This is a genomic window from Streptomyces sp. NPDC005799 (assembly GCF_040630525.1).
GTDB classification, from domain to species: domain Bacteria; phylum Actinomycetota; class Actinomycetes; order Streptomycetales; family Streptomycetaceae; genus Streptomyces; species Streptomyces griseorubiginosus_B.
Window position 1 is genome coordinate 163,630 of the sequence record NZ_JBEXXQ010000004.1, and the last position, 26,737, is coordinate 190,366.

The window sequence follows — 26,737 nt, forward strand, 5'->3', positions numbered from 1 at the left end:
GCTCCGGTGAACTCATTGTTACTTCCACCCCAAAAGGGGTAGACGCCCCGACTCGTACGTCAGCCGCCGTAACGCCTGTGTCGCGCCGCGTAGTCACGCAGGGCGCGCAGGAAGTCGACCTTGCGGAAGGCCGGCCAGAAGACCTCACAGAAGTAGTACTCCGAGTGAGCGGTCTGCCACAGCATGAAACCGGACAGTCGCTGCTCGCCGCTGGTGCGGATGACCAGGTCGGGATCGGGCTGGGCGCCGGTGTAGAGGTGGCGGCCGATCATGTCGACGTCGACGGCCTCGGCCAGGTCGTCCATCGCGGTGCCCTTGTCGTGGGCGTCCAGCAGCATGGCGCGCACCGCGTCGGCGATCTCCTGGCGGCCGCCGTAGCCGATGGCGACGTTGACGAGTATCCCGTCGACACCGGCGGTGGCCTCCTCGGCCTCCTTCAGGGTGGTCTGCATCCGGGGCGGCAGCAGGTCGAGGGTGCCGACGTGGTGTACCCGCCAGCGGCCGTCCGTCGCGAGCGTCCGTACGACGTCCTCGATGATCCCGAGCAGCGGGCCGAGCTCCTCCTGCGGACGGTCGAAGTTGTCCGTCGACAGCAGCCAGAGGGTGACGACCTCGACGTCCGTCTCCGTGCACCAGCCGAGGAACTCCTCGATCTTCTCCGCGCCGGCGCGGTGACCGTGCACGGTCGTGGAGCCGGCCGCCTTCGCCCAGCGGCGGTTGCCGTCCATGATGACGCCGATGTGCTTGGGCACCTGAGCGTGGTCCAGGTGGCCTTCCACCCGGCGTGCGTACAGCCTGACCAACAGGCCGCGCAGCTTGTCGCGCAGGTTCACGTGATCGTCAGCCCCTCCGTACCGATGCGGTCCCCGCGGCCCGCAGCCTACCGGTGGTTGTAGCAGGCGCCTATTTGAGGGCTCGGCGGGCTTTTGGCGCCGACGGCGGGAGCCCCCCTTGGGGAGTACCCCGTGTGTGCACGGAAACCGGGTGGGTGCGGGCACAAAAAACGGGCCGGTCCGTGGGGGGGAGACGGACCGGCCCGAGGGGGGGTTTCCACCATAACCCTTCGTAAGTGCTGCTGCGTGCATCGGCGTGCCACAACTACTCTCCGGAATCGAACGGCGACGCCCGGGTGGTCGTCACGAGGGGGTTCCGGAGGGGTTTCATGGCCGGATCACTGCGGTTTCCCAGGGAAAACGCGGGGGTGTGAAGGAAAGCGGAAGGGTGTGCGGCGTTTGGCTGAACGGTGTCGGCATCGCCCGGGTGGGTGACCCGGGCCGCGAACGTCCGCTTGACGCCGGAGCGGGTCGCGTCACCGGGAAAACGGCACCGCGCAGCCCCCTCCACTGCGCGGTGCCGCCCGCGCAGCTTTGCTCACGCGAATTACCTTGGTCTGAACTTACGTGACGCGTGGGGCTGAATGCCACTCGCGGCCATAACGATGCGGAAACCGCGATCCAGGAGGGATCTCGGGGCTCATGGCAGGTCTAGGACAGAAACCGTCCTCATCCGCCCGTACGGTCGCCCCATGACCCTGAGGATCAGCTGGAACGAGGCGAGTGCACGACGGCTGCAGCGGCAGTTCCTGGCCAACCCCGCCGAGCGGGACACTCCGGTCCCCGACATCGTCGCCGCGATGCTCGGCGCGCATGCGCAGGTGCTGTCCGCCGCCGAGCTGTCGGTGGGGGTAAGGGCGACGGGGGTGACACGGGACGGGGTGCGCGGCGCGCTGTGGGAGGAGCGCGCGCTCGTGAAGACGTACGGCCCGCGCGGCACCGTCCATCTGCTGCCGGCCGCCGAACTCCCCCTGTGGAGCTCGGCGTTGCCCGCCGTGCGCTCGGCGGCGAGTCAACCCGCGCCGGACGTGCGGGTGAGCGAGGAACAGGCGGAGCGGATCCTCGCCGCGATCGCGGACGCGCTCGACGGGACCTGTCTGACCCTGGACGAACTGGGCGAGCAGGTCGTCGCCCGCACCGGCTCCTGGGCCGGCGACCTGGTCATGCCCGCCTTCCAGGACCTCTGGCCGCGCTGGCGCCAGGTGATGTACCGGGCGGGCCAGTCCGGCGCGCTGTGCTTCGCCCCCGACAGTGGCCGCGGCCGTGGCCGCAGGGCGACCTTCACCCGCCCGCCCCGCTTCACCCCGCTCCCGGCGGACGAGGCGCTGGGTGAGCTGGTACGGCGCTACCTGCGCGCATACGGCCCCGCGACCCCGCGAACCTTCGCCAAGTGGCTGGCGGCGAAGCCGGGGTGGGCCGCAGAACTGTTCGCCAGACTCGCCGAGGCCGGCGCGATCGAGGAGGTCGTCTTCGACGGCGCCGGGGACTGGTGGATCGCGGCAGGCGACACGGACTTCCCCGAGGAGCGGGTGCGCGGGGTCCGGCTGCTGCCCTACTTCGACGCGTACGGCATCGCCGCGCAACCCCGGGAGTCACTGTTCCCGGGGGACGCCTACCGGAGGGCGCTGGCGGGCGGGCAGGCCGGCAACTACCCCCTGCTGCTGGTCGACGGGGTGGTGGCGGGCGTCTGGCACCAGCGGCGCCGGGGCCGCCGTACGACGGTGACGGTGGAGCCGATCGGGCGGCTGACGGGGCGGCAGCAGCGGGAGTTGGGTGAGCGGGTGGACCGGGTGGGTGAAGTGCTGGGGACGGCGGTGGAGTTGGTGGTGGGGGAGGTGGGGGTGGGGCCGCACGCGTAGGTGTTGCTGTAGGGCCGCACGCGTAGGTGTTGCTGCCCGTTGCCCTCTTTGGTTGGTGCATGGCCCCGCGTGGGTCAGCGGACGGGCCTGCGGGCCTCGACGAGGTGTCGGGTGCTGTGCGCGACGAAGGGGCCTTCGGACTCGATCCGCTCGTGCAGGGCGCGGAGTTGGGGCTCGTAGGCCTCGGCGGTGAAGCCCGGGACCATCCAGATGACCTTGCGCAGAAAGTGGACGACGGCCGCGATGTCGTGGAACTCGATCCGCAGCCGCTCGGCACGCAGGTCGATGATCTCCAGGCCGGCGGCCTCGGCACCGGCGCGTTCGCGGTCGGGGTGACGGTCGCTGAGCGAGGCCTCCGGCTGGGGGCCGAGGAAGTACTGGACGAGCTCGAAGACGCTGCGCGGGCCGACGTGCTGGGCGAAGTACGTGCCGCCGGGCTGCAGGACCCGGGCGATCTCCGTCCAGTGCGGGGTGACGGGATGCCTGCTGCTGACGAGGTCGAAGGCGCCGTCCGCGAAGGGTAGCGGCGCGTCCTCGGGTGCGGCGACGACAGCGGTTCCGCGCGGGCGGAGCAACTCGGTGGCCTTGGTGACGTTGGGCGGCCAGCCCTCGGTGGCGACGGTGAGCACGGGGGTCTTCGGGGCCCGCCCGAGGGCGAAGTCCAGGACCTCCCCTCCCCCGGTCTGGACGTCCAGTGCGGCGGAAGCCCGCGCGAGACGTTCGGCGAGCGAGACGGCGTAGCCCCACGAGGGCCGCTCCTCCGTGGCCCGCCCCTCGAACCAGGAGAAGTCCCATCCGTCGGTGGGCACGGCGACGCCTTCGGCGAGGAGGTCGTCGAAGGTGCGAGGTTCACTGGATCGGTGTTGATGGGCCATGGGGTGATCCTGGCAAGGAGTTGGGGGTCGGTGCCGCTGGTTTTTCGGGGGCCGAGGCTCTTCGGGGGGGCCGGAGCTTTGCCGGGGGGCCGGAGCTTTTCGGGGGCCGGACCGCCTCCTCTCCCAGGTGCGGTCGTAGGAGGGCGTACGCCCTGTGCACTGTCGGCGCGTCGAGGAGCCCGTCGACGGCGAGGCGCCAGGCTGTGGGATGGACCGGGGGTGTTGGCCGTCCCCGACGGTCTTATCGGCCCTGTCGGTCATGGGACGAGCGGCCTTACCTCCGTCGCAACGAACCGTACGAAGCCCTCGGGGTCGGGCTCGTCCCCGGTCGGTTGGAGGATCACCGTGTCGGCGCCGGCCTCCGCGAGCCGCCGAACGGCCTTGGCGACGGTGCCGGCGTCTCCGGCGACGCCGAGGTCGGGGACGTTCTCGTCGCCCTCGTCGACGAGTGCGGCGCGCAGACGGGCGGCGGCGTCGACGCCGGTGGCGGCGAGGAGGAAGACGACGACTTCGTGCGGTGCGTCGGCGTCGGCGCGGCCGCTCGACTCCCGTCCTTCTTCGATGAGCTGCCGGGCCTGTCGAACCCGGTCCGCGGTGGTTGAGGCGGTCAGGATGGTGCCGTCGGCGGCCTCGCCGGTCAGCCGCAGCGTACGGGGCCCGGTGGCGCCAGCGAGGACGGGCACGGGTTCGGCGGGCGGCCAGTCGAGAGCGACGTCGTCGAGACGGACGTACCGCCCGCTGGTCGTCAGCCGCTCCCCGCGCAACAGGGCGCGCAACGCGAGGAGGTGCTCGCGCAGCAACGTCACCGGCGACTCCACCCGCGCGCCGACCTGGCCCATCCAGTCCTGCACGCCGTGACCGACGCCGAGAATGGCGCGGCCAGGGAACATACGGTGCAGCGCGGCGGCCTCCATGGCGGTGACGGCGACGTTCCGCAACGGGACGGGCAGCAGCCCGACCCCGATCCGCACCCGCTCGGTCCAGGCGAGGGCGGCAGCGGCGGAAGAGATCCCACCCTCCCTGAAACAGTCCTCCCACAACCACAACTGCTCCAGCCCACACTCATCCGCGACACGAGCAACACTCCGAAGCCGCTCGGGCGGAAGCTGGGGTCGGAACACAGCGCCTAGTCCGGTCATGGGGCGTTCCTACCCGGGAGCCCGGCGCCGGACAACACGTCGAGTCCCGCTATTCCTCGTCGCCCGGTTCGGGATTCCACACTGCCACGCTGACCGTGTGAGCCAGTTCCTCGATGTCGGGAGCGGCCCGGATGACCTGCGCGGTGTCGTCCGTGGCTGTCCACAGCACGACATCGGCGCCCGCTTCGTCGTCACGCCAGGCGTAGCGGACCGCGGCGATCACCTCAGGGGCGTCGTCCTGACGGAGGTAGCGAAACGACCGTAGCCCTTCACCGAGAAGTTCCGTGCGGAAGGGCTCGATGACCGGTGGTTCGACGGCGTCAGGGTCCTCCGCCGCGACGAGGAAGCGCAGAGTCTCCTCGCAGTCGCCCTGTGCCGGCTTGACCATGGTGAAGAGCTGGAGTGGCATGCTCGTCGGTTCCCACACGCGGAGCAGCACCCGGGTGTCGAAGGGCTCCGGGGCGAAGGCTTCCGCGAAGCGTCTCAGTGTGTCCGCGAGGAAGGGGATGCCCGATTGGCCGGGGTCCAGTCGGTACGCCCGCCAGAACAGCTGGGCACAGTGCCGCGCCCAGACGCTGATGTCCGGCCACTCGGTGGTGTCCCAGCGTGGAGGGAGTTCCAGCCATCGGTTCGGGTCGTATCCGATGTCGAGGCTGAACTCGTGCTCCAGCTCAACCAGGGGCTCAGTCATGTCCAGCTCCACCGGAAGGTCGTCATCAACGCGTCGAACCATTCGACCAGCGCTTCTGAGAGGCCGTCCTCGGGATCCCCCGCGCCGATAGTGGAGAAAGCGACCACCAGCCACTGGCCGGCATCAGCCGGCACCGCCACCAGGTACTCCACTCTGCGGCTGGCCAATTCGGCCCTGTGTTCCGGCGCCGCTGCGACGACTCGCTCTCGGCGAATCGCGACGGCTCCATCGATTTCGCCGCTGCTCATGTCGGCACTGACCATGCCCGCCGTGCGATGGCCGGCGAGCAGTTGAACGGCGACCCCTGACGGGTCGGACACTCCGTTCGGGTCGGCGCCGGCTCCCGAGCGCGTGGGAAGGCGTACTTGGGCAACGGTGAACGACGCGCCGAGATTCAACTCACCTCCCAACTTCATGGGCACATAAAGCTCCAACACGTCGGCCTTGCGTGCTTCGGCAACTGCCGCCAGGAGTCTGCGTTTCAGTTCCAGCCGGAGCGGAACCAACTTGTCGCGCGGCACACCGTTCGGCACGCGGGTAAAGGCGGCGGTGACGATCGAACTTACAGAGGCTTCTGCATCTCCCTGCCGGAGCGGAATCTGCACCCAGTCCTCGGGGAGGAGAAGATGGTAGCCAGTGGGGGGAGTAGCGGGCTCGGTTGCGTTGTCAGTCATGATTGTCGGCCCGCCTGTTGGTGTACCAGATGCCGGCGTGCACGGCGACGCAGAGTCCGACTCCGGGCCACAACTGCCAATAGCCACCCAGCACGGCTCCAAGGAAGGCCATGCAGAAGTAGAGGCCGCTGAAGATCTTCAAATCGGATTCCAGCGTGTCGCTCTTCTTCCGGGTCTCCGGTTTCCAGAATCGGACCAACACCAGTACAGGACCGAGGGCTGCGGCGTCCAGTGCCCACGTGGGCACTGGAAGATCGAGTCCGGCTGTCTTTCGGTCCTGCAACGCGACCATGAACCAGACGGCCATGACGAGAATGATGGCGAGCAGCAGGTAGCGCACTCTGATCGCCACCGTCCCAAACCAGTCCTCCTCGGGCCCAGGCGCAGTAGACGAGGAGCTGAGCGCGCCGAGTGTGGGAGCGCCCTCCTTTCCACGGGAAGGGGAGTCCTCACTGGCGGAGATACGGCCCCCTTCCTGAGTCCTACGCGCCCGCCGGATATGCGCGCTCTGCGTGAGACCGGTCCGCCGTTTCCCTGGATTGGGCCTCACCATTGCGATCCGATCCCAACTCCTGGCGCCGTCATGTGGCCCTTGGCATCCACGTAGGTGCTGGACCACTGATCCCCAGCCCGCCCACCAAAGTCGAGCACCGTGCTCGTGATCCAATAGGACTGGGCGGTGCCCTTTTGGCGTGCGGCTTCCGAGGCCATGTCACTCAACCTCTGACTGTCAGGGTACCTACCGCTCATCCGCTCAATGTCCTTGACCTGCTGAGCCATGCGCTTGTCGCCCAGGGCTTTGTACGTGTCCGTCCGCGTCGCGACCGGCAGGGCCTCATCCCGAGTCCGTAGGCCAGCTGCCCGCCCTTGCTGATTGTCCGCGACTCTGCGCAGTCGTCCCAGCGGTCCACTGCCCCGTCCGGTGGTTGCGCGGGTCATTCTGGCCGCCCGCTTCGCTTGCTGTTCCGTGAGGTCCTTCGCGAGGGAGCGGCCTTCGTTCTGCAGCCCCTTGATGGCCTTGGCCGCTTTGACGCCGTTCTTAGCCATTTTGAACGCCGCGATATCGGTGATCACATCGAACCAGGAGCCGTTGCCTGTCACCGCCATCAAGAGGTGGATACCGAAGACGATTCCTGTCAGGATCCCGGCGACCACACCGAGAGCCGGAAAGAAGATCGCGGCGATCGACAAGAAAGTGCAGGCGTTGCTCAGCCAGTCGGCCACGGTTTCCAACCAGTCGGCATCGCCCACCCACGCCTTCACTTCGTTCCACCAGCTGTCCTCCATGTCGTCGTCGATCGACGACCGGATCTTGCTCGCGTAGTGGTCCGCACGCTCGTCGCAGAAGGACACAGCCGAGTTCATCTTCCGACGGGCCGCCTCAAGGTCCTCTTTGGCCCGTGCTACGCCCGGATCCGTGGAGGCCTCCCCTTTGTGGGACTTTCCGGTGCTCTGCTCGGTGTCGTCGGCAGGCTTGCGGGCGTCGATGACGTGTTGAGCGTCTTTGGCTTCGTCCAGAGCCCGGTCTGCCTTGCGTTGAGCGGTCTCCAAGTCGTCGGCCCAGTCACTGAGCTGCCCTATCACCTTGCGATAGCGGTGCTCGGCAAGGTTAAGCCGCCGTCCGAGCCCTCGTGCCTTGTCGCCGAGCTCGTCCGCGTACTTGCCCTTCAGCCCGTCGCAGTCCGCGATCGCCTGCATGGCGGCAGCCTGCGTGCGCAGCTTCTCGGCCACCTTCTTCATGTGCGTGACCTCGCGCCGGATACCTTCCGGGTCGCCCGGAACAGGATCTGCCTCGGCCAACGGAGCCCAGTCAGTGGGCCGTGCCATGAATGCTCCCCCTGTGAGGTGCCATTGATGCGTGCGTATTCAACGCTCTACTTCGGCTTGCCCTTGGTGGCGTTGGCAAGTCGGTCATCAAGTCCCCTGAAGGTGTCACTGGTCGTCTTGACCATCTTCCCCACCTCCTCGATCTCCGTGACTAGCCGCTTGCGGTTGTGGCTCCAGTTGTCCACGAAGTCACCCATGGCGCTCTGAACACGGCTGTTCCCGAGCAGGGCCCTGACGTCTTGCTTCCAGTCCTCCAGGCCCTTGAATTCGCGGCGAATCTGGGCGAGTTGCTTGGCGCTAGTCGACAGCAAGTCGTAATCGACTTGGAGATCAGATCCGTTCGACATGTTCTTTTCCGTGTATTGCCCGTCAGCGGTTGATGGCCTGGATCTCCTGTACGACGACGTCCTGCGTGGCGCCAAAGGTGCCGTCGGGGAGTTCACCGCCTGCCGTGCCGGTGCCCGTCCAGTAGATCTTCCAGGTGATGGTGGCCTTGAGGGGGTAGGCGCTCTCGTCGGACGAACGGAGGTACTTCACACCGCAGGGAGGGGTCCCGTCCGCCTTGCCCTCGGCGTAGGGCTCACCGATACGACCGTCGGTGAACTGGCAGACGCCTGACGACGGGTAGGTCACCGCGTCAGTGGTTCCCGGGTCGATCCTCAGCGCGATCGGCTCTGCCGTGGTCGTCGCGGAGATGTTCAGGACGGGGACGGCAGCAGTGACGGAGACCGGCATGAACTTGGCACCGTCCAGCCAGGCCCAAGTGGGAAGGTTGACCTTGGTCGCATCGGCCGGAGCCATGGACACCTTCGTACTCTGGACTCGGATCTCGTTGTATGCGAGTTCCGCCAGGATCCTAGGGGTCACGGCGTTCTTTACGTCAGCCGGCGGTGGCACGCCCTTGTCAACCCAGAAGATGGGTTCGTCGCACTTGTTCCAGCCGGGTGGGTAGCTCTCGTTGACGTACGAGTCCCACCAGTAGCCCTCCTCGGTCCTGTCCCTGTTGAAGTCTTTGTAGGGGTGACCGTTGACGTAGCGATCGCGTTGCTGGGCGTCCCACTCGTAACCGGTTGACGGGGACGCCCAGATCGGTTCCAGGTACGCCTTGAGGTGGGCTGGTGTGTACTTTGGGGCATACCAGCAGGCCGGTGGCGTCCAGGACGTCGTCGACGTCACCGGACCGGCGGACTTCCCTGAACCGTTCTTCGACAGGTCGTAGACGACACCTCCGGCCTGTGCCGAAATCTTGTCGCCGTCCGCTCCACCCGATGACTTCTTCGAACCGTTGTCCGTGCTCCCGCCCCATCCCTGGTCCGCGTGCCCTGGACAGGAGATTCCCAGCGCAACCAGAAGAGCAAGGGCGAAGGCTCGCGGGCCCATACGGATCAGGGCTGGCAATGGGAGCTTCCCCTCTGGGACGTCATGCGCTCAGTTACCCAGACGCCGTTCTTCTTGCTCTTACGCAGGGCGCTGGCGTAGATCACGTAGCTGTTCTTGGTCACCGGCGTCACGTCGGTCTTGCCGGTCTTGAGGTATTTGTTGAATGCCTTGCTCTGGTCTCCGCAGTACACAAGGGAGGCGGTACCGTCGTCGTCAACGGTCAGGCTCTCGTTGTAGAACCGCGTGAGTCCCGTCGTGCGAGCCTTGTGGTCGACGTACTGCTGGATGTACTGCTGGGTTCCTGCCGCCGCCGTTCCTTCGGTGTAAAAGAGGTAAGCCCTGTCCAGGGCGTTCTGGTCTGCGATCGCCATGTCTACGGCCTTGATTCGTTGTTCGACATCGCTCAGAAGTGCGTCCTTGCCGGCGTCTCCAGTGGCCTTCCACTCGAAGTCGTACGTGACATCCGACGGCACCTCGATCTTCGGCCGGTCAGAGGCAGTTGACGCCATCTGAGCCGGCGACGGCGATGCCTCACCGCTCGTGTCCGCGCCCGCGATCTTGTCGTTGGCCTCGGAGTCGGCGCCGCCACTTCCGCAGGCGGACATCGACAAGACCGCTGCAGCTGCCAGCGCTACGGCTGCGAACAGGGTAGGACGGCGGTTCACAGAGGACTCCCGGCAAGGCGATGATTTGCACGAGTTGCCAACGCTATCGACAGGGTCCGGCTGACACCAGCCGGGTTTTCGTCCGACATGGGGTCCCAACAGGGCGAATCAAGAGGAGGCATTCCTTAGGCGGCGGTTGACGCCACAATAGTTTCGAATCGCAGAGAAATTCGTGAGCATGACACGCCGGCCGTTCTCCATCCTCGACGCAGCATGGGTCTCTGGGCCCATGCGAGTCCTACTGACCTGCTCATACGGTCAGTTCACCGAGTGGACGGGCAGGGCGATACGCGGGCTGGGAGGCTCCTGGATATGGCGCGGCGTTGGCAGGACGGGTGGGGACAGTTGTTCGTGTACGGGGATGGTCAACCCGGAGAGGAAGCCATCGCGTTGGAGATCGCCACCTCCTATCGGGCTCGCACCAAAGGGTTGTTGGGACGGGACTCCGTTGACGGTGTTCTCCTGCTGTCGCCGGCCAACAGCATCCACACCTTCCGTATGCGCATCCCCATCGACGTGGCCTATCTCGACCGCCGCCTCAAGGTCATCGCCGTACGGACGATGAGGCCAGGGCGGCTGGGGCTGCCGCGGGTCCGGGCACGGCATGTGCTGGAGGCGGAGGCGGGGGCCATGGCGGGATGGGGAATCAAAGCCGGGGTTCGGGTGGATGTGGTCGCGCTCTGAGACTCGCGTCGTCAGGGCGCGGTGGACAGCGGACGGATCAGCCCCGCTTCCAGGGAGCGCGCTGCACTCGCGCTGCCACCACCAGCGCCCGGTTCCCTGCCTGGGTCGGGCCGGGTGTGGTCGCGAAAGGTGCCGTCGAGACGGGCGACTACGGACCGCAGGTCTTCGGCGTACGCGCCCTCGACCTCGCGGACAAGTCGCTCGAGGTCGTCGCGTGCTTCCAGGTCACGCCGGAACCGTTCCGGTACTGCTCTCAAGGATTCCCCTCGGTCTCCAGCCTGCAGGCGACCCTTTCCCAACGCGCAGTCCGTAATGAACGCGGCCTTCCACAGTGCCCGTCGTGCCAGTCGGATAGGTGGCCAGAAAGGGGTCGGGAGGGGTTCGTGACCGAGGACTTCGGGGAGGGGCTCCACCCTCGCACGGAGGAGACCGGGGACGGTTTCCTCCACCACGTCGACCCGGTACGTCGTGTCCTCGTCGTAGTCGATCGTCTCGAGCCGGCAGCACACGTGCCGTCCGTCCGCCGTGGCGACCCGATACGCACTGTCGAGATCGGACCGCGAGGCGCTGGGCAAGGGCTGCACCGTCCAGATCCTCTCCGGACGTCCCGTCCTTGATCTGGACCTCGAGCTCCAGGACGAGATCGCCTGGCGGCAGGACGCGGTACGTGCACAGGACGGGCGCGTCCCACCGCCGTAAACGCTGGTCTGCCTCCGTATCGGCGACGTCGATCGAGTCCGCCGGGATCGCCAGCACCTGCTCCAGGGCCGTCCGAGACCTGTGGGGGTCGAGGTGGGCGACGGTGAAGAGGTTCACGAGCAGCAAGGTCGTCTCGCTGTTTCAACGGCTTCGGTCGCGGTCGTCGTACTCCCGTTCCCAGCGGCGCATGTCCTCAGCATTTCCGATCCTGATGCCGAAGGGCCAGGTCGGGTCGAAGAAGAGCCAGTAACGGGACTCGAGTTCGATGGCGAGGCATTTGATGACGCCCTCGTCGGGTTTCGACGCCGTGTCCGTGAAGGGGTGGACCGTGGTGCAGCGCAAGCGGTCCCAGCTGTCACCGAAGAGTTGCTCGCCGTGGGAGGCCAGGGCGAGTTCGTCACCCTCCTCCTCGATCGCGGCGAAGAGCTCGAGACCGTCCAGGGCCACCGACTCCACGACTCGAACCCCCAATTGGCCGTGTCCTCCGACCGATTCCAGGCGCAGGGCTCCCACGTCGAGCACGACGAACACAACGAGCGGCTGCGGAGCGAACCGCGGGATCCGCTCCTCGCGGTCGATCCGTCCAGGGACCAGGACATCTGTCACGTACCGCTGACGCAGGATCTCCTCGACTCCGCTCCAGGGAGTCGTACTCGAAGAGGGCACCGCTGCTCCTGTCACTCGGTCACTGCGCCTTCAGGGTGATCTCGATCGACGTGTCCAGGCCTTCGCCCGACTTGAGGGCGGTCCAGAAGTCGCCGTTCTCGTGCAGCACGATGGTCACACCCTTGCCACGGTAGATGAGCCCTGCGGCCTCGCCCTTCTTCAGCGTGCCCGTGCCCACGAGCTTGAAGGTGCCGTTCTTGATGTTCTCCTGGATGTCGTTCAGGAAACGCGGACCATCATCCTTCAGCTTCTTGTATTTCGTTCCGAGCGCGTCCTCCACCAGCTTCTTGTGCCGCAGGAAATGGTCCTTGAACTTCTTCGGATCCCCCTGCCCCACCGTCGGCTTCCTGGCCGCCTCGGATTCCTCCTTGCTCATGCGGCCGGCGGCGTGATCGGCTTCGGTGGCCTTCTTACGCGCCTCCTCGGCCGCCTTCTTGGCTTCCTCGTCGCAGCCATCCTCGGCGAGTACGACGTACCCGCCGCCGCCCGACGCGAGGACCGTGGTTCCGGTGCCGGCGGAACCGGTTACGGTGTCGCTGACGTCCGGGGCCGTGCCGTCGTACGGGACGCGGTGGTGTGGTGCGGAGATCGTGCAACCGGTCTGCCGGGCCTTCTTCTCGGCTTCCTCGGCTGCTTCGTCGGCCTCCTTCGCCGCCCTTTCGGCGCCCGCCACGTCCCCCGCCTTGGCGGCTCGCTTCGCGTCCTCCGCCGCCTCGGCCGCCTCCTCCGCGAGCTTGCCCAGTTTGCCGAGTTTGCCGAGGTCGCCGACTTTTTCGACGACCTTGGCGCCGTCGTAGCCGGGGATGAAGAGGGAGCCGATGTTCCACAGGACGTGGCTGACGGCGCGGGTCTTGTGGCCGTTGTTCCAGTCGTTCGCCGTGTCCTTGCCGATGAACATGTCGTAGAGGACGGTTCCGCCGGTCTTGAGCGAGGAGCCGCCCCAGCCCAGGACGGCGCCCAGGTAGTCGCCCTTGGACCACTTGTCGCGGGCGTCCTTGGAGTTGTTCATCCAGTCGTGGCCGAGCTGTTTGCCGTAGTCGCCGATGCCGTTGAGGGTGTCGAGGGGGTGGCGGGCCATGTCGTAGATGCCGGTGAGGTCGCCCCAGACGCCGTCGACGAACACTCCCTCGCCGACCTGCTTGATCTGGTCTCCGGCGCAGCCGAAGAAGGCGCCGACGCCGGAGAAGCAGCCGGGGTCTTTGTCTCCGTCGTTGCCGCCGGTGGTAGGCGCGGTCTTCTTGTCGCCGGTGGGGTTCTGGCCGTTGCCGGTGGGGTTCTGGCCGTTGCCGGTGCCGGCGGTCGAGCCTGTGCCGTTACCCTTGCCCGCCCTGACGTCCGTTTCCCCGCCCCCGGCGGGGGCCGGGCAGGCCATGCCGGTGACCTTGCAGACCTGCGCCTCGATGCCGCCGTAGATCTGCGTGCCCAGGCTGCTGACCAGCAGCGCCGTGATGATGGCCACGACGATGGCGACGAGGCCGGCGTACTCCACGGCGGTCTGGCCGTCGTCGCTGCGCCAGCGGATCATGCGGGCGAGGGAGAAGGGGCGGCGGTCGGCGCGGTCGGGGGCGGGAGTGTCGTACCACTGTCTGCTCCCCGGCTGGAGCAGGAGGCAGACGATGACGGTGGGGAGGAAGAGCTGGAGGCCCGCGCGGCCGGAACCGGCGGCGAGGTTGGCCAGGCCGCCGAGGATCAGCCATGCCTGTACGGCGACGAGGCCGCGCCGGACCCAAGGGCCGCCCTGTCGGCTGCGACGGGCGAGCCACCAGCCGAGTGTGCCGGGGGCCGCGGCGTAGGCGACGCGGGCGAGGACTCCGGCGTCGAGGGTGTCGTACGAGGCGGCGGTGAGGAGGATCCCGAGGGCGCCGAGGACGGTGAAGGCGAGGAGGATGTGGAGGAGGACGAAGGCCACCGACAGTGAACGAGGCGGCTCCCCACGTTCCGCGGGCTCACGCCCCATCCCCGGCCACTCCGCCACTCCCCCGACCGACGCCATGCCCCCTCCTCCTCAACCTCCCGCGGCTGCACCGCTGTTGGTTACGGCCTCGGCCGAGGGTAGGGAGGGGGCAGTTGGGCAGCATGGGCCCGGGGGCCCAAATCGGCGCCCAATCGGGGCGAGTCAGCGGTTCAGGTCCATGACCCCGACTCCCAGCCTCGCATACGGCTCTGGCGCGACGGTGGCGACGAGCGCTCCGTCGGGGAGCATCAGGTTCGGCCGCGCCGCGTGCACGGCTGCCGCCACACCGAAGTCGACGCCCCCGGGGGCACTCTCGCGGCACAACTCGGCAACGGTCAGAGCCAGCGCGTAGTCGTCGTCGATGACGCGGAGTACCTCCAGCAGTACACCGACGTGGGCAACGGTCCCGCCACGCTCACGCTCGGCTTCCAGGAGGCACAGAACCGGTACCCACAGCCGCACGTCGTCGCTGGCGGCCGCTGCATGGATGAGACCGGAGACCTGCTTATTGCCTCCCATGGCCAACAGTGCCGCCGTGTCGAGGACATAGTGTTCGGTCAGGTTCAACGGGACTGCTCCGGCTGCGTGAGCGTGGCCCGATGTACGGCGGTGGCCTCTCGCATCTTGCGCCGCATCTCCGCGGACTCCTCGTCCGTCACGTAATGCCCGAATCGCTCGGCGAGCAGGTCGCGCGTGCGGTCGGCCCGTTCCTTGATCTGCTCGGGAGTCAGCGTCTGAGCCGCTATCTCCTGCATGAGGGCACGGAGGCTGGTCCCTCGCGCCTCGGCGACGGCGGCGAGTTGGTCACGGACTTCGGCGGGCACGCGGATCATGACATCGGACATGCCACCGAGTATACGTGGCGTATACGCCGTGTGCTGGTCCCCGGCTGCATGGTCTTTGGTCAGCTCTGCCGGCAGTTCGGGGTCGGAGTGGCTTTTGGCTGTGTGCTGCCAGGCGACGACCATCTGGACACAAGACGCACGGCAACCGCAGCCCCTCTTCGTACTGGCTGCGTCTGCCTCCGCTCAGCTCTCCGTCCTCGGGAACGTCACCTCCACGCGGCGGTTCTTCTTGCGGCCGTCCTCCGTGGAGTTGTCGGCGATCGGGTACTGCTCGGCGTAGCCGCGCACGTCGAAGGTGATGTTCGGGTCGTTCAAGTCGTCGTCCAGGACGGCCTGTACGGCGTTGGCGCGCTGCTTGGACAGGACGACGCCGTGGGCGTGGGTGCCTAGGTTGTCCGTGAAGCCGAAGACGCGTACCTGGGTCGCGTTCTGCTTCTTGATCTCCTCGGCGATCGCGGCGATGCGTGCCTTCGCGTCGGCGTTCAGCTTGGCGCTGTCCTTGGCGAACAGCACCTCTGCCTGCAGCGCGAAGGTCACTTCGGTGTTGGTGTCCTCCCGGCGTTCGTCGCCGGACTGATCCTCGACGACCGACTTGATGTCGAGGACCTTGGGGGCGGCGAGGGTGGCGCCCTCGGGGAGTTTGAGGTCGGGGTCGTTGGGGTCGATCTTGACCGGGGCGGAGGCGGAGGCCTCGGTGTCGGGGGCGGTGGTGGGGCCGTCCTCCGCGTGGGCCGTGACGACGCCGACCAGGTTCGTGGCGACCATGAGGGCCGCCGCCGCGACGACGAGGGGGAGGCGTGGAGTGGTGGTCACGGTCGGCCTCACCCGGAGATCTTGATCGTGCCGCTGGAGAAGGTGGGCAGTTGCAGGGTGACGTCAGTAGTGCTGGCGGGCGGGGAGGGGAACTGCATGAAGACCGGGATGCTCTGGCCGGCTTCGAGTGTCGTCAGCCCGATCGTCGTGAGCGGCCGTCCGTCCGTGTCCCGCAGCACGTAATAGCGCTTCTTGCCCTGCGAGTCCACGAGCGTGGCGCCGCCGAGTGAGGTGCCGTGCTTGATGATCTCGGTCTCGTCGCCGGTCACCTGAGCCGGGATGGCGACCGACTGGGCGCCGTCGTTCTTCATGGTGCCGTTCACGGTGACGAAGCCGCCCGTGTCCCTGGTGGCGGAGGTGATCTGCAGGAGCAACCCGTCCGTCCCCTTGAGTTCAGCCAGGGGTGTCTGCGACTGCCCCTCCTGCGTGCTCGGATCGGATCCACTGCTCTTCGACGCGGACGCGGATGTGCCCGGTTTCTTGTCTCCGCCGCCGCTGTCACCGCCGCCGCAGCCGGCCACCCCGACCGCCAGTCCGGCCGCTACGGTCAGCGCGACCATCCCCCTGCGGGCCTTCGCAGTGAACCGAATGCTCATCGCTCTGCTTCCTCACCACTCGTCGTTCGCTTGTCAGTCGGCCAGGTGGACATCGAAGAGATCCTGGGGTTCCGGTAGATCGGTGAGATCGGTTGGATCCAGGTCCCAAATCTTGTCGTCCTTGCAGGTGAGCCGTGGCAGCTCGGCGCCTCCGGCGGCGGCGGGAGGGTCGAAGGTGCACAGGGACTTGATCACGGCGGTGGCGGACGCGTGCGAGTGCCTGTCCGTCGTGCTGGGGACGATGGAATCACCAATGGGCTTGTTCGTCTCGACCGTGACCTTGTAGCCCAGTGGCACCGTCTGCATCGCGCACGAAGCCACGGTGGCGTCGTTCTGACCGGCGAGCTGAGCCGCCCGCCCGCAACCGATGGGCTGCGCCCCCTCGCCGTCGAAGATGTCCTGCCACTTCGTCGGGTCCAGTACGTTCTTCACCCAATCGCCCGCGAGTTGGTCCCGGGTCTGCTGTGCCGCCGCGAGCGCTGCCGCGTCGGCCGCCGTCTCGGCGCCGTTCCGGTTCACCGCGGCCTGGCCGACCGCGAAGTAGGCGAACGCAAGAAAGAGCAGGCCCCCCACCACAGTGATGTAGATGGGAAAGGCCTGCCCTGCGTCGCCGTACCGACGAGGTCGGATCAAGGAGCGACCTTGGCGATCTGCGCCGTGATCTTGGTGAGAATCGTCTGACCGATGTTCGTACCGGTGATCGCCAGCACGATCGCCACAACCACCGCGATGATCCCCAGATACTCCACCGCGGTCTGCCCCTTGTCGGCGGCGCGACGCTGCATGGCCTCGACCGTCGTGTTCTTCCAGCCGTTCACACGCACCTTGGCCGCCACGGCCTTCTTCAGCATCAGGTCGCTCATGGTGGTCCCCTCCGGGTTCGCTTCCGACGCCGGAACCGTACGCCGCGGTACCCCGCTCACCAGAGGGCCCCAGGGCCCAATCGCGGGCCCAATCCCGGACCCAGGCGCTCCCCCATTCCGGCACGGCCGCTCACCCCAGCCCTCGGCCCGAACCGGGCGCCGTGCCGAGCCACTTGGCCGCCGCCTCGGCGCGGCTGGTGCTGTGGAGCTTGGCGAAGATGCGGTTGATGTGGTTCTTGACCGTCTTCTCGCTGATGAAGCACGTGGCGGCGATCTGCTGGTTGGTCATGCCGGACGCGATGAGGTCCATGATCTCCGCCTCCCTCGTGCTGAGTTGGTAGCGCTTCCTCAACTGTGCCACAGATGGTTGCGTTTGCGAAGAGGCTTTGGGTGGATTGCTGTACGGCAAGGGGAATGAGGGTGTGTCAGTGTATGCAGTCGCACTTCCCAGGCCCTCCGGCAACGGTTCCGCCGACGTCGGGCGTGTCTCGCGCAGTTGCGCCAGCAGTGCCCCCGTCGCCGTCGCCGTGAGGTGGGGACGGCCCTGTCTGATGTCCCGTACCGCCGAGACCAGTTCGTCCGCCGTGAACTCACCGTGGACCAGGTAGCCCACCGCGCCCCGGCGCAGCGCCTCCTGGACGATCTCCGACTCCCTGCTGTACGTGAGCATCACGACCGGCGCGATCGGCACCAGGTACGGAAGGGCCGAGATGCCGTCCACGCCGGGCATCCGGACGTCCAGGAGGACGATGTCGGGGCGGTGTCGACGGGCCGCCTCGTATGCCTCGCGGCCGTCCGCCGCTTCCGCCACGACCGTGATGTCCTCGCGGCCGGAGAGCAGGGCGGTGAGGCCCGCGCGGACCACGGGGTTGTCGTCCGCGACGACGACCTTCAACGGTGCGGGGACCGGGCGTTCCTGGAACGGGTTCGGCTGCGGCGCGCCGGGGTGGGGGAAGGTCTGTTCCGGCATCTGCGGCCTCCTCTCGTGGATGTGGGGGGACTTGGACGTCCTACTCGGTGCTACTCGGTCGCGCTTCGTCCTACTCGGTCGTACTCGGTCGTACTCACGCGGTCTCCGTCGTCAGTGCGGCCAGCGGCAGTTCCAGGCGGACCTCCGTGCCCGTCGGGCGGCCGCCGCGGCCGATGCGGATGCGGGCGCCCACCGAGGCGGCCCGCTCGACCATGCCGACCAGGCCGAAGTGGCCCGCGCGGCGGAGCTGTTCGAGGGTCGTACCGGCTGGGAGGCCCTTGCCGTCGTCGTAGACGCTGATGCGCAGCAGGCCGTCGTGGACGCCCGCGTTGACCTCCACCCGGGTCGGGTCGGCGTGGCGGTGGGCGTTCTCCATGGCCTCGGTGGCGATGGTGAGGAGTTGGCGGGCGACGGCGGGCGGGACGGGGGGTACGGCGTGTTCTCCGATCGGGCGATAGGCCGCCCGCAGGCCGGTGCGGGTGCTGAAGTCGCGGGTGCGGGCGGCCAGTTCGACGAGGACGTCCGTGCCGTGGTCCGGGTCGTTCTCGCGGCGCAGGTCGGTGAGGAGTTCGCGGGCCTCGGACGCGGCGCGGCGGGCCGAGCGGGCCACCAGTTCCGCCTGCTGCCTGACCAGGGCCGGGTCCATGCGTTCGGTGCCGGCCGAGCCGGCCAGGCCGTCGGCGGCGAGGGCCACGCCGTGCAGGGTCTTGGCGACCGAGTCGTGCATCTCGCGGGCCAGCCGGGCGCGTTCGGCGCTGACCGCCTCGGTGACCGCCAGCCGGGCCTGGACCTTGGTCAGGGCCTGGGTGGCGGAGCCGAAGCGGAGCATCAGGCCACGGAGAGAGGAACCGACCGCGCCCGCGATCACGCAGAGGCCGGGCAGCAGCAGTGCCTCGGCCAGGTTGCCGTGCAGGTCCTTCCTCGTCGCGTAGACCATCAGCAGGATCAGCGACTGCAGCGAGGCGAAGCAGGCCGCGCCGCGCCAGCTGTAGACGATGCCGGCCAGCAGCGGGGTGCAGACGCCGACGTAGGCGAGGGTCGTGTCGGGGCCCGCGGAGACCAGCAGCAGGAAGCCGAAGAGGGTGTCCACGACGAGCAGGGCCGGGTGGCGCAGCAGGAGCGGGCCGAAGCGCTCCCAGTCGCGGAAGAGGACGTAGGAGCCCATGAACGTGACGACGACCGCGGCGCCGACGAGGCGGGTCGCCAGGCCGGGGGACGCGTTGAGCAGGGCCGCCGGGGCCGCGAGGCTGATCATGGCCAGACGGAAGCCGAAAACCTGTCGGCACATGGCCTGGAGGGCGTTGAGCTGGATGGGCAGCGTCGGGGCCTCGGGGGCCTTGCGGCGGCGGCCTTCGGTGGCGGGTACGGGTGCCGCGGCGACCGGTTCCTGTGGCGTCCGCGGCTCGCGGTCCGCGCGAGTGGCCTGGCGGGGCACGCCGGGCAGGGGGGAGGCGTTCGCCGGGGCCCATCCCGGCGGCAGCGCGGGGGTCACCGAGGTGACGGGGATGTCGGGCGCGCCGGTGCGCACGTGGTCCGGCAGGACCGTGCCGGCCGGCGGGGTGGTGATCTCCGGCGTCCTCGGCCGCCGCCACAGCAGCCCGGTGGCCTCCCTCGTCGTCGCCATGTCCGCGCCCTCCCCCGCTACTTGCCCGTGATCGTGCCGAAGTCGGTGCCCGAGCCCAGCAGCAGACCCGCACCGAGCAGGAGCAGGGTGGCCGGCACCATGAACGTGGTGATCATCAGCGTGGCCCGCGGGACGGCACGCGCGGCCTTGCGGCGGGCGTTCTGGGCGTCCGTACGGCGCATGTCCTTGGCCAGGGAGACCAGGGTGTCGACGATCGGGGCGCCCAGCTCCTCGCCCTGCTGCAGCGCCGTCACGAACATCGCCACCTGCTCGGAGTCGTTGCGCCGCCGCAGTTCGGCGAAGGCCTGGCGGCGGCTCATGCCGAGGTCCATCTGGCGCAGGGTGATGCGGAGTTCGTCGGCCCACGGGCCCTCGTAGCGGGAGGCCACCCGGTCCAGGGCCTGACGGAAGCCGAGGCCCGCGCTGACGACGACGGCGAGCACGTCCAGGAAGTCGGGCAGGGTCCGCTCGATCACGTCCTTGCGGATGCGGATCGCCGCCCAGATGCCGACCTCGGTCCACAACGCGCCGAAGGCGAGCAGGAGAAGGGCCACGAGGTACTGGCCCCGCATCAGGAAGACCAGGAAGCCGACGGCGCCGAGGAAGCCGTAGACCGCGCGGCGGGCGGCGTAGCGGTCGATGGTCAGGCCGCCGGGGTTGCCCGCGAGGTCGATCTTGCGGCGGTACTTGGCGACCAGGGTGGGGCCCATCAGGCGCAGGACGGCGGGCGCGTACCGCATGCCGAGCCGGTCGATGAGCGAGTCGACCGCACCGGTGCGGGTGGCGCCCACCTCCAGGGCGAGCACCAGGTCACCGGGCAGTTTGGCCTCCGCGCGGTACATGCGGATCCCGGCGAAGACGCCCCAGACGCTCAGGCCCATGACGGCCGCGAGCAGAAGTGCCATTTTCTTCCTCCCCTCGGCGGAGAACTGTCGGACGGGTCAGACGTCGATGCGGGACATACGGCGGATGAGGACGAAGCCGACGGCGTAGAGCGCGAAGGCGATGATCACGCAGGCCTGGCCGACGGGTGATCCGGTCATCCGGTCCAGGGCACCGTCCTTGACCCCGTTCATGAGGAACAGGGCGCCCACACCCAGGGCGGGGACGGCGTACGAGGTCATGGTGACCTGGGAGAGCTGGGTGCGGATTTCGCGCCGGGTCTCCTTGCGCTCCTCCAGCGTCTCCGTGAGGTTGCGCAGCGCGCCGACGACCTGTCCGCCGGCCCGGTTGGACAGCACCAACGTGGTGACGAGGACGACCAGTTCGCGCGAGGGCAGCCGGTCGGCGAGGTCGCCGAGCGCCTCGTCCATGGACTGGCCGATCGCCAACTGGTCGGCTACCTTGCCCAGTTCCTCGCCGGCCGGTGCCTCAAGCTCCTCCGCGGCCATCCCGATCGCCGTCCGCAGGGCCAGTCCGGCCTGGGTCGCGTTGGCCAGGATGCGAGCGAGTTCGGGGAGTTGGTTGATGAACTTCTCGATGCGTTTCTGACGCTGCCAGTTGAGGAACTGCACGGCCACACCGACGCCCAGCAGCCCGGCGAGCGGGCCGAAGAAGGGGGCGAGGGAGGCCTGGCCGATGAGCCACAGGCCGGCGACGGTGGCGAGCATGTAGGCGAAGAACTCGCCGGGGGTGACGTCGAGGCCGGTGGCGGCGAGCCGCAGCTCCAGCTTCTTGCCGAGCCTGGTGCGGCGCAGCCGGCGGTCGAGGGTGCGGAAGCGGCGCGCACGGCCGCCGGCCGGGATCTGGCCGGTGTGCGCGAGCCGTTCGACGAGCGCGGCCCGTTCGGCCCTGCCGGTGGCGTAGCTGTGCACGCCCACGACGGCCAGGACGCAGGTCAGCAGGGTGATGCCGGTGGTGAGGGTGACGAGGTTCTGCAGATCCATGGGACGGCACCTACCTGGCTTCTCGGGTGGCCAGCTCGTCCGCGGACCGGGCGACGCCGAAGGCCTGGGGGATGGGCTGGTTGGACATGTAGAGGCGGTCGGCGGTGCGGCGGGTGAGCGGGAAGTGCTGGAAGGCGCCGTAGATCCGGCCGTCCGGGGCCATGGGCTGGGCGTTGAACCGGGCCACGGTGGCGAGGCGGTACGGCTCCCCGCCGTGGCTGTCGAGCAGGGCGATCTCGGTGACGCGGCGGGCGCCGTCGGCGAAGCGGGTGAGCTGGATGATGACGTCGACGGCGCTGTTGATCTGGTCGTGCAGGGCGATGAAGGGGACTTCGACGTCGGACATGGAGGCGAGGGTCTGCAGGCGCATCAGCGCGTCCTCGGCGCTGTTGGCGTGCACGGTGGCGAGTGAGCCGTCGTGGCCCGTCGACATCGCCTGGAGCATGTCGAGGGACTCACCGCCGCGGACCTCACCGACGACGATGCGGTCGGGCCGCATACGCAGGGAGTTGCGGACCAGGTCGCGGATGGTGATCTGGCCCTTGCCCTCGACGTTCGGGGGGCGGGACTCCAGCCGGATGACGTGGGACTGCTGGAGCTGGAGTTCGGCGGAGTCCTCGATGGTGATGATGCGTTCGCCCTCCGGGATCAGGCCGGAGAGGGCGTTGAGGAGGGTGGTCTTGCCGGTGCCGGTGGCGCCGGAGACGATGATGTTGAACTTCGCCTGCACCAGGCCCGCGAGCAGGAACAGGATGTGCTCGTCGAGCGAGCCGAAGCCGATCATCTCCTGGAGCGTGAAGGAGCGGGGGAAGCGCCGAATGGTGAGGGTCGCGCCGGTCAGGGACAGTGGCGGGATGATCACGTTGACGCGCTCGCCGGAGGGGAGACGGGCGTCGACCATCGGGTTCGACTCGTCGACCCGCCGGTTGACCGTGGAGACGATGCGTTCGATCGTCTGCATCAGCTGGTCGTGGGAGGCGAAGCGGATCGGCAGCTGCTCCACCCGGCCGCCCCGTTCGACGAAGATCGCGTCGGGTCCGTTCACCATGATCTCGGTGATGGACGCGTCTTCGAGGAGCGGCTCCAGGATGCCGAGGCCCAGTGCCTCGTCCACCACCCGCCGGATCAGCTGGGAGCGTTCCACCGTGGAGAGCACCGGGCCCTCGCGGCTGATGATGTGCCCGAGGACCCGCTCGAGCCGGGCCCGACGTTCGGCGGCGGCCAGCGAGGACATCTCCGCGAGGTCGATCTCCTCCAGGAGCTTGGCCCGGTACGAGGCGACCATATGGCCATCCTCGCCCCGATGGCCGTTCTCCTCGGGGGAGTTGATACGTGCCCGCAGGCTCATGGTGCGTGCTCCTCGCGTGCCTCAGTGGTCGAGCGGCATGGTGGCGGTCTTGCTGGCCTGGTAGTCCCCCAGTCCGGGGAAGAGTTTCGGGATGCGCACGGAGGCGGTCACGGTCACCGAGTCGCTCCCCATCGCGGGGGAACACCGCACCGTCAGCCGGCTGCTGACGGCGTCCGCGCAGGCCGCGCCCGCGTCCTGGCGCAGCGAGGCGGCACGGGCACCCGCCCGGGCCGCCGTGCCGGCCTGCTGGGCGGCGTAGGCGACGAGGCCGAGCTGGATGCCGGCGAGGGCGACGAGCAGCAGCACCGGGATGAACCCGAGGTACTCGATGGCCACTTGGCCCCGGTCGCGACGTGTGCGGTCGTAGGGCATCTCAGTCCTTCACCTCCTCCACCGCGCCCGCGTGTCCGTGCACGGTGATGGGGACGGAGACCGCGCCCGGGAAGAGCAGGGGGACCCGTATGGACACGTCCGCGGTCACGAAGCCGGTGCCGCCGCACTGGTCCACCGTGGTCCCTCCCCGCCAGGACGCCGAGAGGTCCTTCAGCGCCGCCTGCTCGCACACGCCGAAGCGCTCCCCCCGGGGAGCGGCCGTTGCCGCCCGTACCCCTTCGTCCGCAGCATTCCCCGCGAGCGTGTACGCGTATCCCACCAGCACGAGCTGCCACAGCACCACCAGCGTCACGATGATCAGCGGGGTCATGCCGAGGAACTCGATGGCGACCTGACCGCTGTCCCCTCTCCGCACGGCCCCGGGCCTCCTCATCCCCCGCCCTCCCTCCGGCGCCGGAAGCTCACCGCGCCCCGGTCGCCCCGGAACCGCCCGCCGCCCCGGTGAGCCGCCTCGGCCGCCTTGACCAGCCCCAACTCCCCGGCCAGCGACCAGAGCGCCTGCTTCACCACGCCCCTGCTGTCCAGTTCATGGACCCGGCCCGCGTCCACCGCGCCCTGCAGCTCCTTGAAGTTGGCCGGGATCACGGTCCCCGCCACCGCGGTGCCGGTGATCTTCTGGATCAGCTGCGGCTGGATCTCGGTGGCCCGGCTGTGCCGGTTGACGACCACGGTCGTCTCCTCGGCCTTGCGGATCTGCAGCCGGTCCCACATCCGTACCGCCCGCTTGGCGCCACGGACCGCGATCACGTCCGGGGTGGTGACGAGCAGGGCCATGTCCGCCATCTCTACGGCGGCCGCGCCCGCCCCGCTGAGCTGCGCCCCGCAGTCGATGACCACGACCTCGTACCGTGACCGCAGCGCGCTGACGATCTGCCGCGCGCCCCGGTCCGTGACCTCCTCGCCCCGCTCGCCCTCGCCCGGCGCGAGGAGCAGGGCGATCCCCGTGTCGTGCCGGTAGACGGCGTCGGCCAGCACCCGGGGCGAGATGTCCGTGATCGCGGCCAGGTCGACGACCGAGCGGCGGAACTGGACGTCGAGGTAGGACGCCACGTCCCCGGTCTGCAGGTCCATGTCCACCAGGGCCGTGCTCCGGCCCGAGGCCTGGGCGGCCAGCGCCAGTTGGATCGCGGTCAGGGTGGCTCCCACCCCGCCCTTCGCGCCACTGACGGTGACCACGGTGCCGCCGACGCCGGTGAACACGTCGCCGCCGGCGCCCAGATGGCGCCGTACGCCCACCGACCACTGGGCGACCGCCTGGACGCGGCTCGCCAGCTCCTCGTAGCTCAGCGGGAGGGCGACCAGCCCGCGTGCGCCGTAGTCCATCGCGGCCTGGAAGAGTCCCGGGCTCGCGTCCGAGGTGACGAGGATGACGCCCACCGCCGGGAAGCGCAGGGCCACTTCGCGGATGAGTTCCAGGGCGGGGACGGGGCCGATGCGCTCGTGGACGACCACGACCTCGGGGAGTTCGTCGATGGACTCGGCGGCCAGCCGGGCCAGGGTGTCGACGAGCTGGGTGGAGTCGACGACCGGGGCCACCGGCTCGGCGTCCGGGAGCTGGCTGAGCAGCGTCGTGATGGAACGCACCGCGTCCGCGTCCCCGACTGCCGGGAGGATCCTGGTGGGCATGGGGGCCTCTCACTTGTCCTTCGCGAGCTGGTACGTCCGGTCCTTGTCGGGGACCGTGGTGCTGCCGCCCGGCGCCACCAGGGCGAGCCGGACCCGCTGGGCGAACGACTCGGCGTAGGTGATGCGCTGGGCGTCGAGGGTGGAGAGGGCGAAGGTGATGGGGACCTCGTCGGTGGGCTGCTGGTTGTTCTTGTCGCTCGCGGAGGGGTCCAGTGCCTTGATCTCGCCCACGTCCAGGACCTTCGCGTTCGTTACGATGATCTTGGACTGGGCGGGATCACCCTCCCGCTGGCCCGCGAAGGTGGCGTACACGTTGACCGTCGAACCCGGCTTGATCTTGCCCGCCACACCGGTCGCCGCGTCGATCATGATGGCGACCTCCTGCTGACCCGGCTGCAGAGCGGGCTGGTCGACGATCATGTCGCTCTGCAGCAGGGACCCGGCCCGCAGCGTGGTGACGGCGATCTTGCCCTGGAGGGCGCCGAGATCGGTGATCGCGTTGTGCGACAGCCACCGTTTCGGCATCTTGATCTTCTCGAACTGGTCCGCGTCCAGCTGGGTGTACGGCGCGATGTTGTCCTTCACCTGGTACGCGGTGACCTCGGGGCCGACCTTGGACTTCACGTCACTGATGACGGACAGGACGCCGGCGAACGCGCCGAGGGCGCACAGGACCGACAGGAGCAGGAGGAGCACGCCGCGGCGCTGACGGGAGTTCATGAGCCGTACAACCTCATTGGGGATATCGGTCGAGCGGAATGGGATCGGGCGGGCGGTGCGGGGGGCGTTCGGGACTCACCCGGCCGGGAGCTGGTTCTCCAGCAGCGGTGGCGTGGCGGAGCAGAACACGCAGCGGTCGCCGATGACGTCGATGCCGCACCAGTGGCAGCTGCTCTGCCGGACGGACGTCACGAGCTGGTAGAGGACCGAGAGGTCGGGGAGGAAGGTCGCGAACTCGACCAGCTTGTTCGTCCCCCACCAGGTCGCCGACTCGGCGGGCGGGACGGTCTCCCTCAGTCCCTGCACGTTCCACTGCTTGGCCAGCGTCGCGCTCACCCAGTCCGACTGGAGCTGGCCCTTGCCGACCAGCATCCAGGTGCCGAACTCCGGTCCCGCCAGGGCGGCCGCGGGGCCGAGCTTCACCAACTGCGGCTCGGGATGCGCGAGGACCGCGAAGTGACTGCCGGGGACCCAGGACTTGGCGTGGGATTTCAGGCCCACGGGGACGCGGTCCAGGCGCGCCACGGAGCCGAGCAGCGCGCCCGCGTGGATGTAGTGGGTGAGCAGCCGGCCCGCGGAGGCCAGGACGCCCGGGGAGAGGTCGCAGGACGCCAGCTGCCGCAACTGCCGTGCCAGGACGGCCAGTCCGAGCGGGGGCAGATCGGGCCGGAACAGGGCGATACGGTCGCTCTCCAGGAGCGAGCGGATGGTGTGCAGCCGGCGTTCCACTCCGGGCGGGGCGGCGCGCGAGGACACGACGACGAGATGCCCGTGCTGGTCGACGAGGGCCTGGACGGCGGACAGCGCCTGGTCGAGCGGCTGTCGGTCAAGGTCCGGCAGGACGACGGCGGGCAGGGTCCGTTCGTCCAGCGGCGGCAGCGCCATGTCGGCACTGGTCACGGCAATGGCAGTTGGCACGCGCAGCTCCCCGTGTTACGCCGTCGGCCCACCGGGGCGGGGTTACTCCGGTACACCGATATGACTTCACTGCGTGACTACCTCAGCACTGTATCCACGCCTCTGTGACCGGAGAACAGCGTTTCTGTAGCTGATGGGCAACTGCCGTTTCACAAGACACGTCAAAACGGGGCAGGTTGAGCATCTCGC

The 26,737-nt window shown here is 68.7% G+C and carries 32 protein-coding genes; 3 read left to right on the forward strand and 29 right to left on the reverse strand.

Annotation, left to right across the window (positions count from 1 at the left end; translation table 11 throughout):
* Window positions 1–59: 59 nt before the first annotated feature.
* Complete coding sequence (locus ABZ453_RS06105) at window positions 60–833, reverse strand: isoprenyl transferase (RefSeq protein WP_359012000.1); 774 nt, start codon at window positions 831–833, stop codon at window positions 60–62.
* Between the two features lie 692 nt (window positions 834–1,525).
* Between ABZ453_RS06105 and ABZ453_RS06110 the strand changes: the two genes are divergently transcribed.
* The gene (locus ABZ453_RS06110; protein ID WP_359012002.1) at window positions 1,526–2,692 is read left to right on the forward strand and encodes a winged helix DNA-binding domain-containing protein; all 1,167 of its coding nucleotides are present in this window, start codon (window positions 1,526–1,528) and stop codon (window positions 2,690–2,692) included.
* 74 nt (window positions 2,693–2,766) lie between these two features.
* On the opposite strand, the gene ABZ453_RS06115 is transcribed toward ABZ453_RS06110, so the two are convergent.
* The 9 genes from ABZ453_RS06115 to ABZ453_RS06155 form a co-directional block, all read right to left on the reverse strand.
* Entirely contained in the window at window positions 2,767–3,567 is an 801-nt protein-coding gene (locus tag ABZ453_RS06115; RefSeq protein WP_359012004.1) for a class I SAM-dependent methyltransferase, read from the reverse strand.
* A gap of 257 nt (window positions 3,568–3,824) precedes the next feature.
* A complete protein-coding gene (locus tag ABZ453_RS06120; protein WP_359012005.1) occupies window positions 3,825–4,706 on the reverse strand; it encodes an LLM class flavin-dependent oxidoreductase in 882 nt (293 codons plus the stop codon).
* A gap of 49 nt (window positions 4,707–4,755) precedes the next feature.
* Entirely contained in the window at window positions 4,756–5,397 is a 642-nt protein-coding gene (locus tag ABZ453_RS06125; protein WP_359012007.1) for a hypothetical protein, read from the reverse strand.
* Window positions 5,394–6,071: a hypothetical protein gene (locus ABZ453_RS06130; protein WP_359012009.1), complete on the reverse strand. Its 678-nt coding sequence runs from the start codon at window positions 6,069–6,071 to the stop codon at window positions 5,394–5,396. The genes ABZ453_RS06125 and ABZ453_RS06130 overlap by 4 nt, the downstream gene beginning before the upstream one ends.
* Window positions 6,064–6,411, reverse strand: a complete 348-nt coding sequence (locus tag ABZ453_RS06135) for a hypothetical protein (RefSeq protein WP_359012011.1) — start codon at window positions 6,409–6,411, stop codon at window positions 6,064–6,066. Before ABZ453_RS06135 ends, ABZ453_RS06130 begins: the two co-directional genes overlap by 8 nt.
* Window positions 6,412–6,617: 206 nt before the next feature.
* Window positions 6,618–7,898 (reverse strand): putative T7SS-secreted protein, encoded by a 1,281-nt coding sequence (locus ABZ453_RS06140; RefSeq protein ID WP_359012013.1) that lies wholly within the window; start codon window positions 7,896–7,898, stop codon window positions 6,618–6,620.
* A gap of 47 nt (window positions 7,899–7,945) precedes the next feature.
* Complete coding sequence (locus tag ABZ453_RS06145) at window positions 7,946–8,245, reverse strand: hypothetical protein (protein WP_359012014.1); 300 nt, start codon at window positions 8,243–8,245, stop codon at window positions 7,946–7,948.
* A 22-nt stretch (window positions 8,246–8,267) separates the two neighbouring features.
* Window positions 8,268–9,278, reverse strand: coding sequence for a hypothetical protein (locus ABZ453_RS06150; protein ID WP_359012199.1), 1,011 nt, complete (start codon window positions 9,276–9,278; stop codon window positions 8,268–8,270).
* 5 nt (window positions 9,279–9,283) lie between these two features.
* The gene (locus ABZ453_RS06155) at window positions 9,284–9,943 is read right to left on the reverse strand and encodes a hypothetical protein (protein ID WP_359012016.1); all 660 of its coding nucleotides are present in this window, start codon (window positions 9,941–9,943) and stop codon (window positions 9,284–9,286) included.
* A gap of 312 nt (window positions 9,944–10,255) precedes the next feature.
* On the opposite strand from ABZ453_RS06155, the gene ABZ453_RS06160 reads away from it, so the two are divergent.
* Window positions 10,256–10,627 (forward strand): DUF192 domain-containing protein, encoded by a 372-nt coding sequence (locus ABZ453_RS06160; protein ID WP_359012018.1) that lies wholly within the window; start codon window positions 10,256–10,258, stop codon window positions 10,625–10,627.
* 11 nt (window positions 10,628–10,638) lie between these two features.
* Here the strand turns inward: ABZ453_RS06160 and ABZ453_RS06165 are convergent, their stop codons facing one another.
* Complete coding sequence (locus ABZ453_RS06165; RefSeq protein WP_359012019.1) at window positions 10,639–10,884, reverse strand: hypothetical protein; 246 nt, start codon at window positions 10,882–10,884, stop codon at window positions 10,639–10,641.
* Window positions 10,885–11,152: 268 nt separating this feature from the next.
* On the opposite strand from ABZ453_RS06165, the gene ABZ453_RS06170 reads away from it, so the two are divergent.
* Window positions 11,153–11,326 carry a hypothetical protein gene (locus tag ABZ453_RS06170; RefSeq protein ID WP_359012021.1) on the forward strand — a complete coding sequence of 58 codons (174 nt, stop codon included), beginning with the start codon at window positions 11,153–11,155 and terminating at the stop codon, window positions 11,324–11,326.
* A 141-nt stretch (window positions 11,327–11,467) separates the two neighbouring features.
* Here ABZ453_RS06170 and ABZ453_RS06175 read toward each other — a convergent pair whose 3' ends face one another.
* From ABZ453_RS06175 to ABZ453_RS06260, 18 genes are all read right to left on the reverse strand, one after another.
* The gene (locus ABZ453_RS06175) at window positions 11,468–11,992 is read right to left on the reverse strand and encodes a hypothetical protein (protein WP_359012023.1); all 525 of its coding nucleotides are present in this window, start codon (window positions 11,990–11,992) and stop codon (window positions 11,468–11,470) included.
* A 19-nt stretch (window positions 11,993–12,011) separates the two neighbouring features.
* On the reverse strand, window positions 12,012–13,985 hold the full coding sequence (locus tag ABZ453_RS06180; RefSeq protein WP_359012025.1) for a hypothetical protein: 1,974 nt from the start codon (window positions 13,983–13,985) through the stop codon (window positions 12,012–12,014).
* A gap of 123 nt (window positions 13,986–14,108) precedes the next feature.
* On the reverse strand, window positions 14,109–14,513 hold the full coding sequence (locus ABZ453_RS06185) for a hypothetical protein (RefSeq protein WP_359012027.1): 405 nt from the start codon (window positions 14,511–14,513) through the stop codon (window positions 14,109–14,111).
* Complete coding sequence (locus ABZ453_RS06190; RefSeq protein WP_359012029.1) at window positions 14,510–14,791, reverse strand: Arc family DNA-binding protein; 282 nt, start codon at window positions 14,789–14,791, stop codon at window positions 14,510–14,512. The genes ABZ453_RS06185 and ABZ453_RS06190 overlap by 4 nt, the downstream gene beginning before the upstream one ends.
* Before the next feature lie 183 nt (window positions 14,792–14,974).
* Window positions 14,975–15,556 (reverse strand): OmpA family protein, encoded by a 582-nt coding sequence (locus ABZ453_RS06195; RefSeq protein WP_359012202.1) that lies wholly within the window; start codon window positions 15,554–15,556, stop codon window positions 14,975–14,977.
* A 56-nt stretch (window positions 15,557–15,612) separates the two neighbouring features.
* Window positions 15,613–16,200, reverse strand: coding sequence for a hypothetical protein (locus ABZ453_RS06200; protein ID WP_359012031.1), 588 nt, complete (start codon window positions 16,198–16,200; stop codon window positions 15,613–15,615).
* Window positions 16,201–16,233: 33 nt separating this feature from the next.
* Window positions 16,234–16,830: a pilus assembly protein TadG-related protein gene (locus ABZ453_RS06205; protein WP_359012204.1), complete on the reverse strand. Its 597-nt coding sequence runs from the start codon at window positions 16,828–16,830 to the stop codon at window positions 16,234–16,236.
* Complete coding sequence (locus tag ABZ453_RS06210; protein ID WP_356762207.1) at window positions 16,830–17,063, reverse strand: hypothetical protein; 234 nt, start codon at window positions 17,061–17,063, stop codon at window positions 16,830–16,832. The genes ABZ453_RS06205 and ABZ453_RS06210 overlap by 1 nt, the downstream gene beginning before the upstream one ends.
* A 130-nt stretch (window positions 17,064–17,193) precedes the next feature.
* Complete coding sequence (locus ABZ453_RS06215) at window positions 17,194–18,033, reverse strand: response regulator transcription factor (RefSeq protein WP_359012033.1); 840 nt, start codon at window positions 18,031–18,033, stop codon at window positions 17,194–17,196.
* 94 nt (window positions 18,034–18,127) lie between these two features.
* Window positions 18,128–19,657 (reverse strand): histidine kinase, encoded by a 1,530-nt coding sequence (locus ABZ453_RS06220; protein ID WP_359012035.1) that lies wholly within the window; start codon window positions 19,655–19,657, stop codon window positions 18,128–18,130.
* A 17-nt stretch (window positions 19,658–19,674) separates the two neighbouring features.
* Entirely contained in the window at window positions 19,675–20,562 is an 888-nt protein-coding gene (locus tag ABZ453_RS06225; RefSeq protein ID WP_359012036.1) for a DUF5936 domain-containing protein, read from the reverse strand.
* 36 nt (window positions 20,563–20,598) lie between these two features.
* Window positions 20,599–21,543, reverse strand: a complete 945-nt coding sequence (locus tag ABZ453_RS06230) for a type II secretion system F family protein (RefSeq protein ID WP_359012038.1) — start codon at window positions 21,541–21,543, stop codon at window positions 20,599–20,601.
* A 10-nt stretch (window positions 21,544–21,553) separates the two neighbouring features.
* Entirely contained in the window at window positions 21,554–22,891 is a 1,338-nt protein-coding gene (locus ABZ453_RS06235; protein ID WP_208785110.1) for a CpaF family protein, read from the reverse strand.
* Window positions 22,892–22,912: 21 nt separating this feature from the next.
* Window positions 22,913–23,263, reverse strand: a complete 351-nt coding sequence (locus ABZ453_RS06240) for a TadE/TadG family type IV pilus assembly protein (protein WP_359012041.1) — start codon at window positions 23,261–23,263, stop codon at window positions 22,913–22,915.
* Between the two features lies 1 nt (window position 23,264).
* Window positions 23,265–23,657, reverse strand: a complete 393-nt coding sequence (locus tag ABZ453_RS06245; RefSeq protein WP_359012043.1) for a TadE/TadG family type IV pilus assembly protein — start codon at window positions 23,655–23,657, stop codon at window positions 23,265–23,267.
* Window positions 23,654–24,910, reverse strand: coding sequence for an AAA family ATPase (locus tag ABZ453_RS06250; protein WP_359012045.1), 1,257 nt, complete (start codon window positions 24,908–24,910; stop codon window positions 23,654–23,656). The genes ABZ453_RS06245 and ABZ453_RS06250 overlap by 4 nt, the downstream gene beginning before the upstream one ends.
* Before the next feature lie 9 nt (window positions 24,911–24,919).
* On the reverse strand, window positions 24,920–25,630 hold the full coding sequence (gene cpaB / locus ABZ453_RS06255; RefSeq protein ID WP_359012047.1) for a Flp pilus assembly protein CpaB: 711 nt from the start codon (window positions 25,628–25,630) through the stop codon (window positions 24,920–24,922).
* A gap of 75 nt (window positions 25,631–25,705) precedes the next feature.
* On the reverse strand, window positions 25,706–26,515 hold the full coding sequence (locus tag ABZ453_RS06260) for a hypothetical protein (protein WP_359012206.1): 810 nt from the start codon (window positions 26,513–26,515) through the stop codon (window positions 25,706–25,708).
* Window positions 26,516–26,737: the final 222 nt, after the last annotated feature.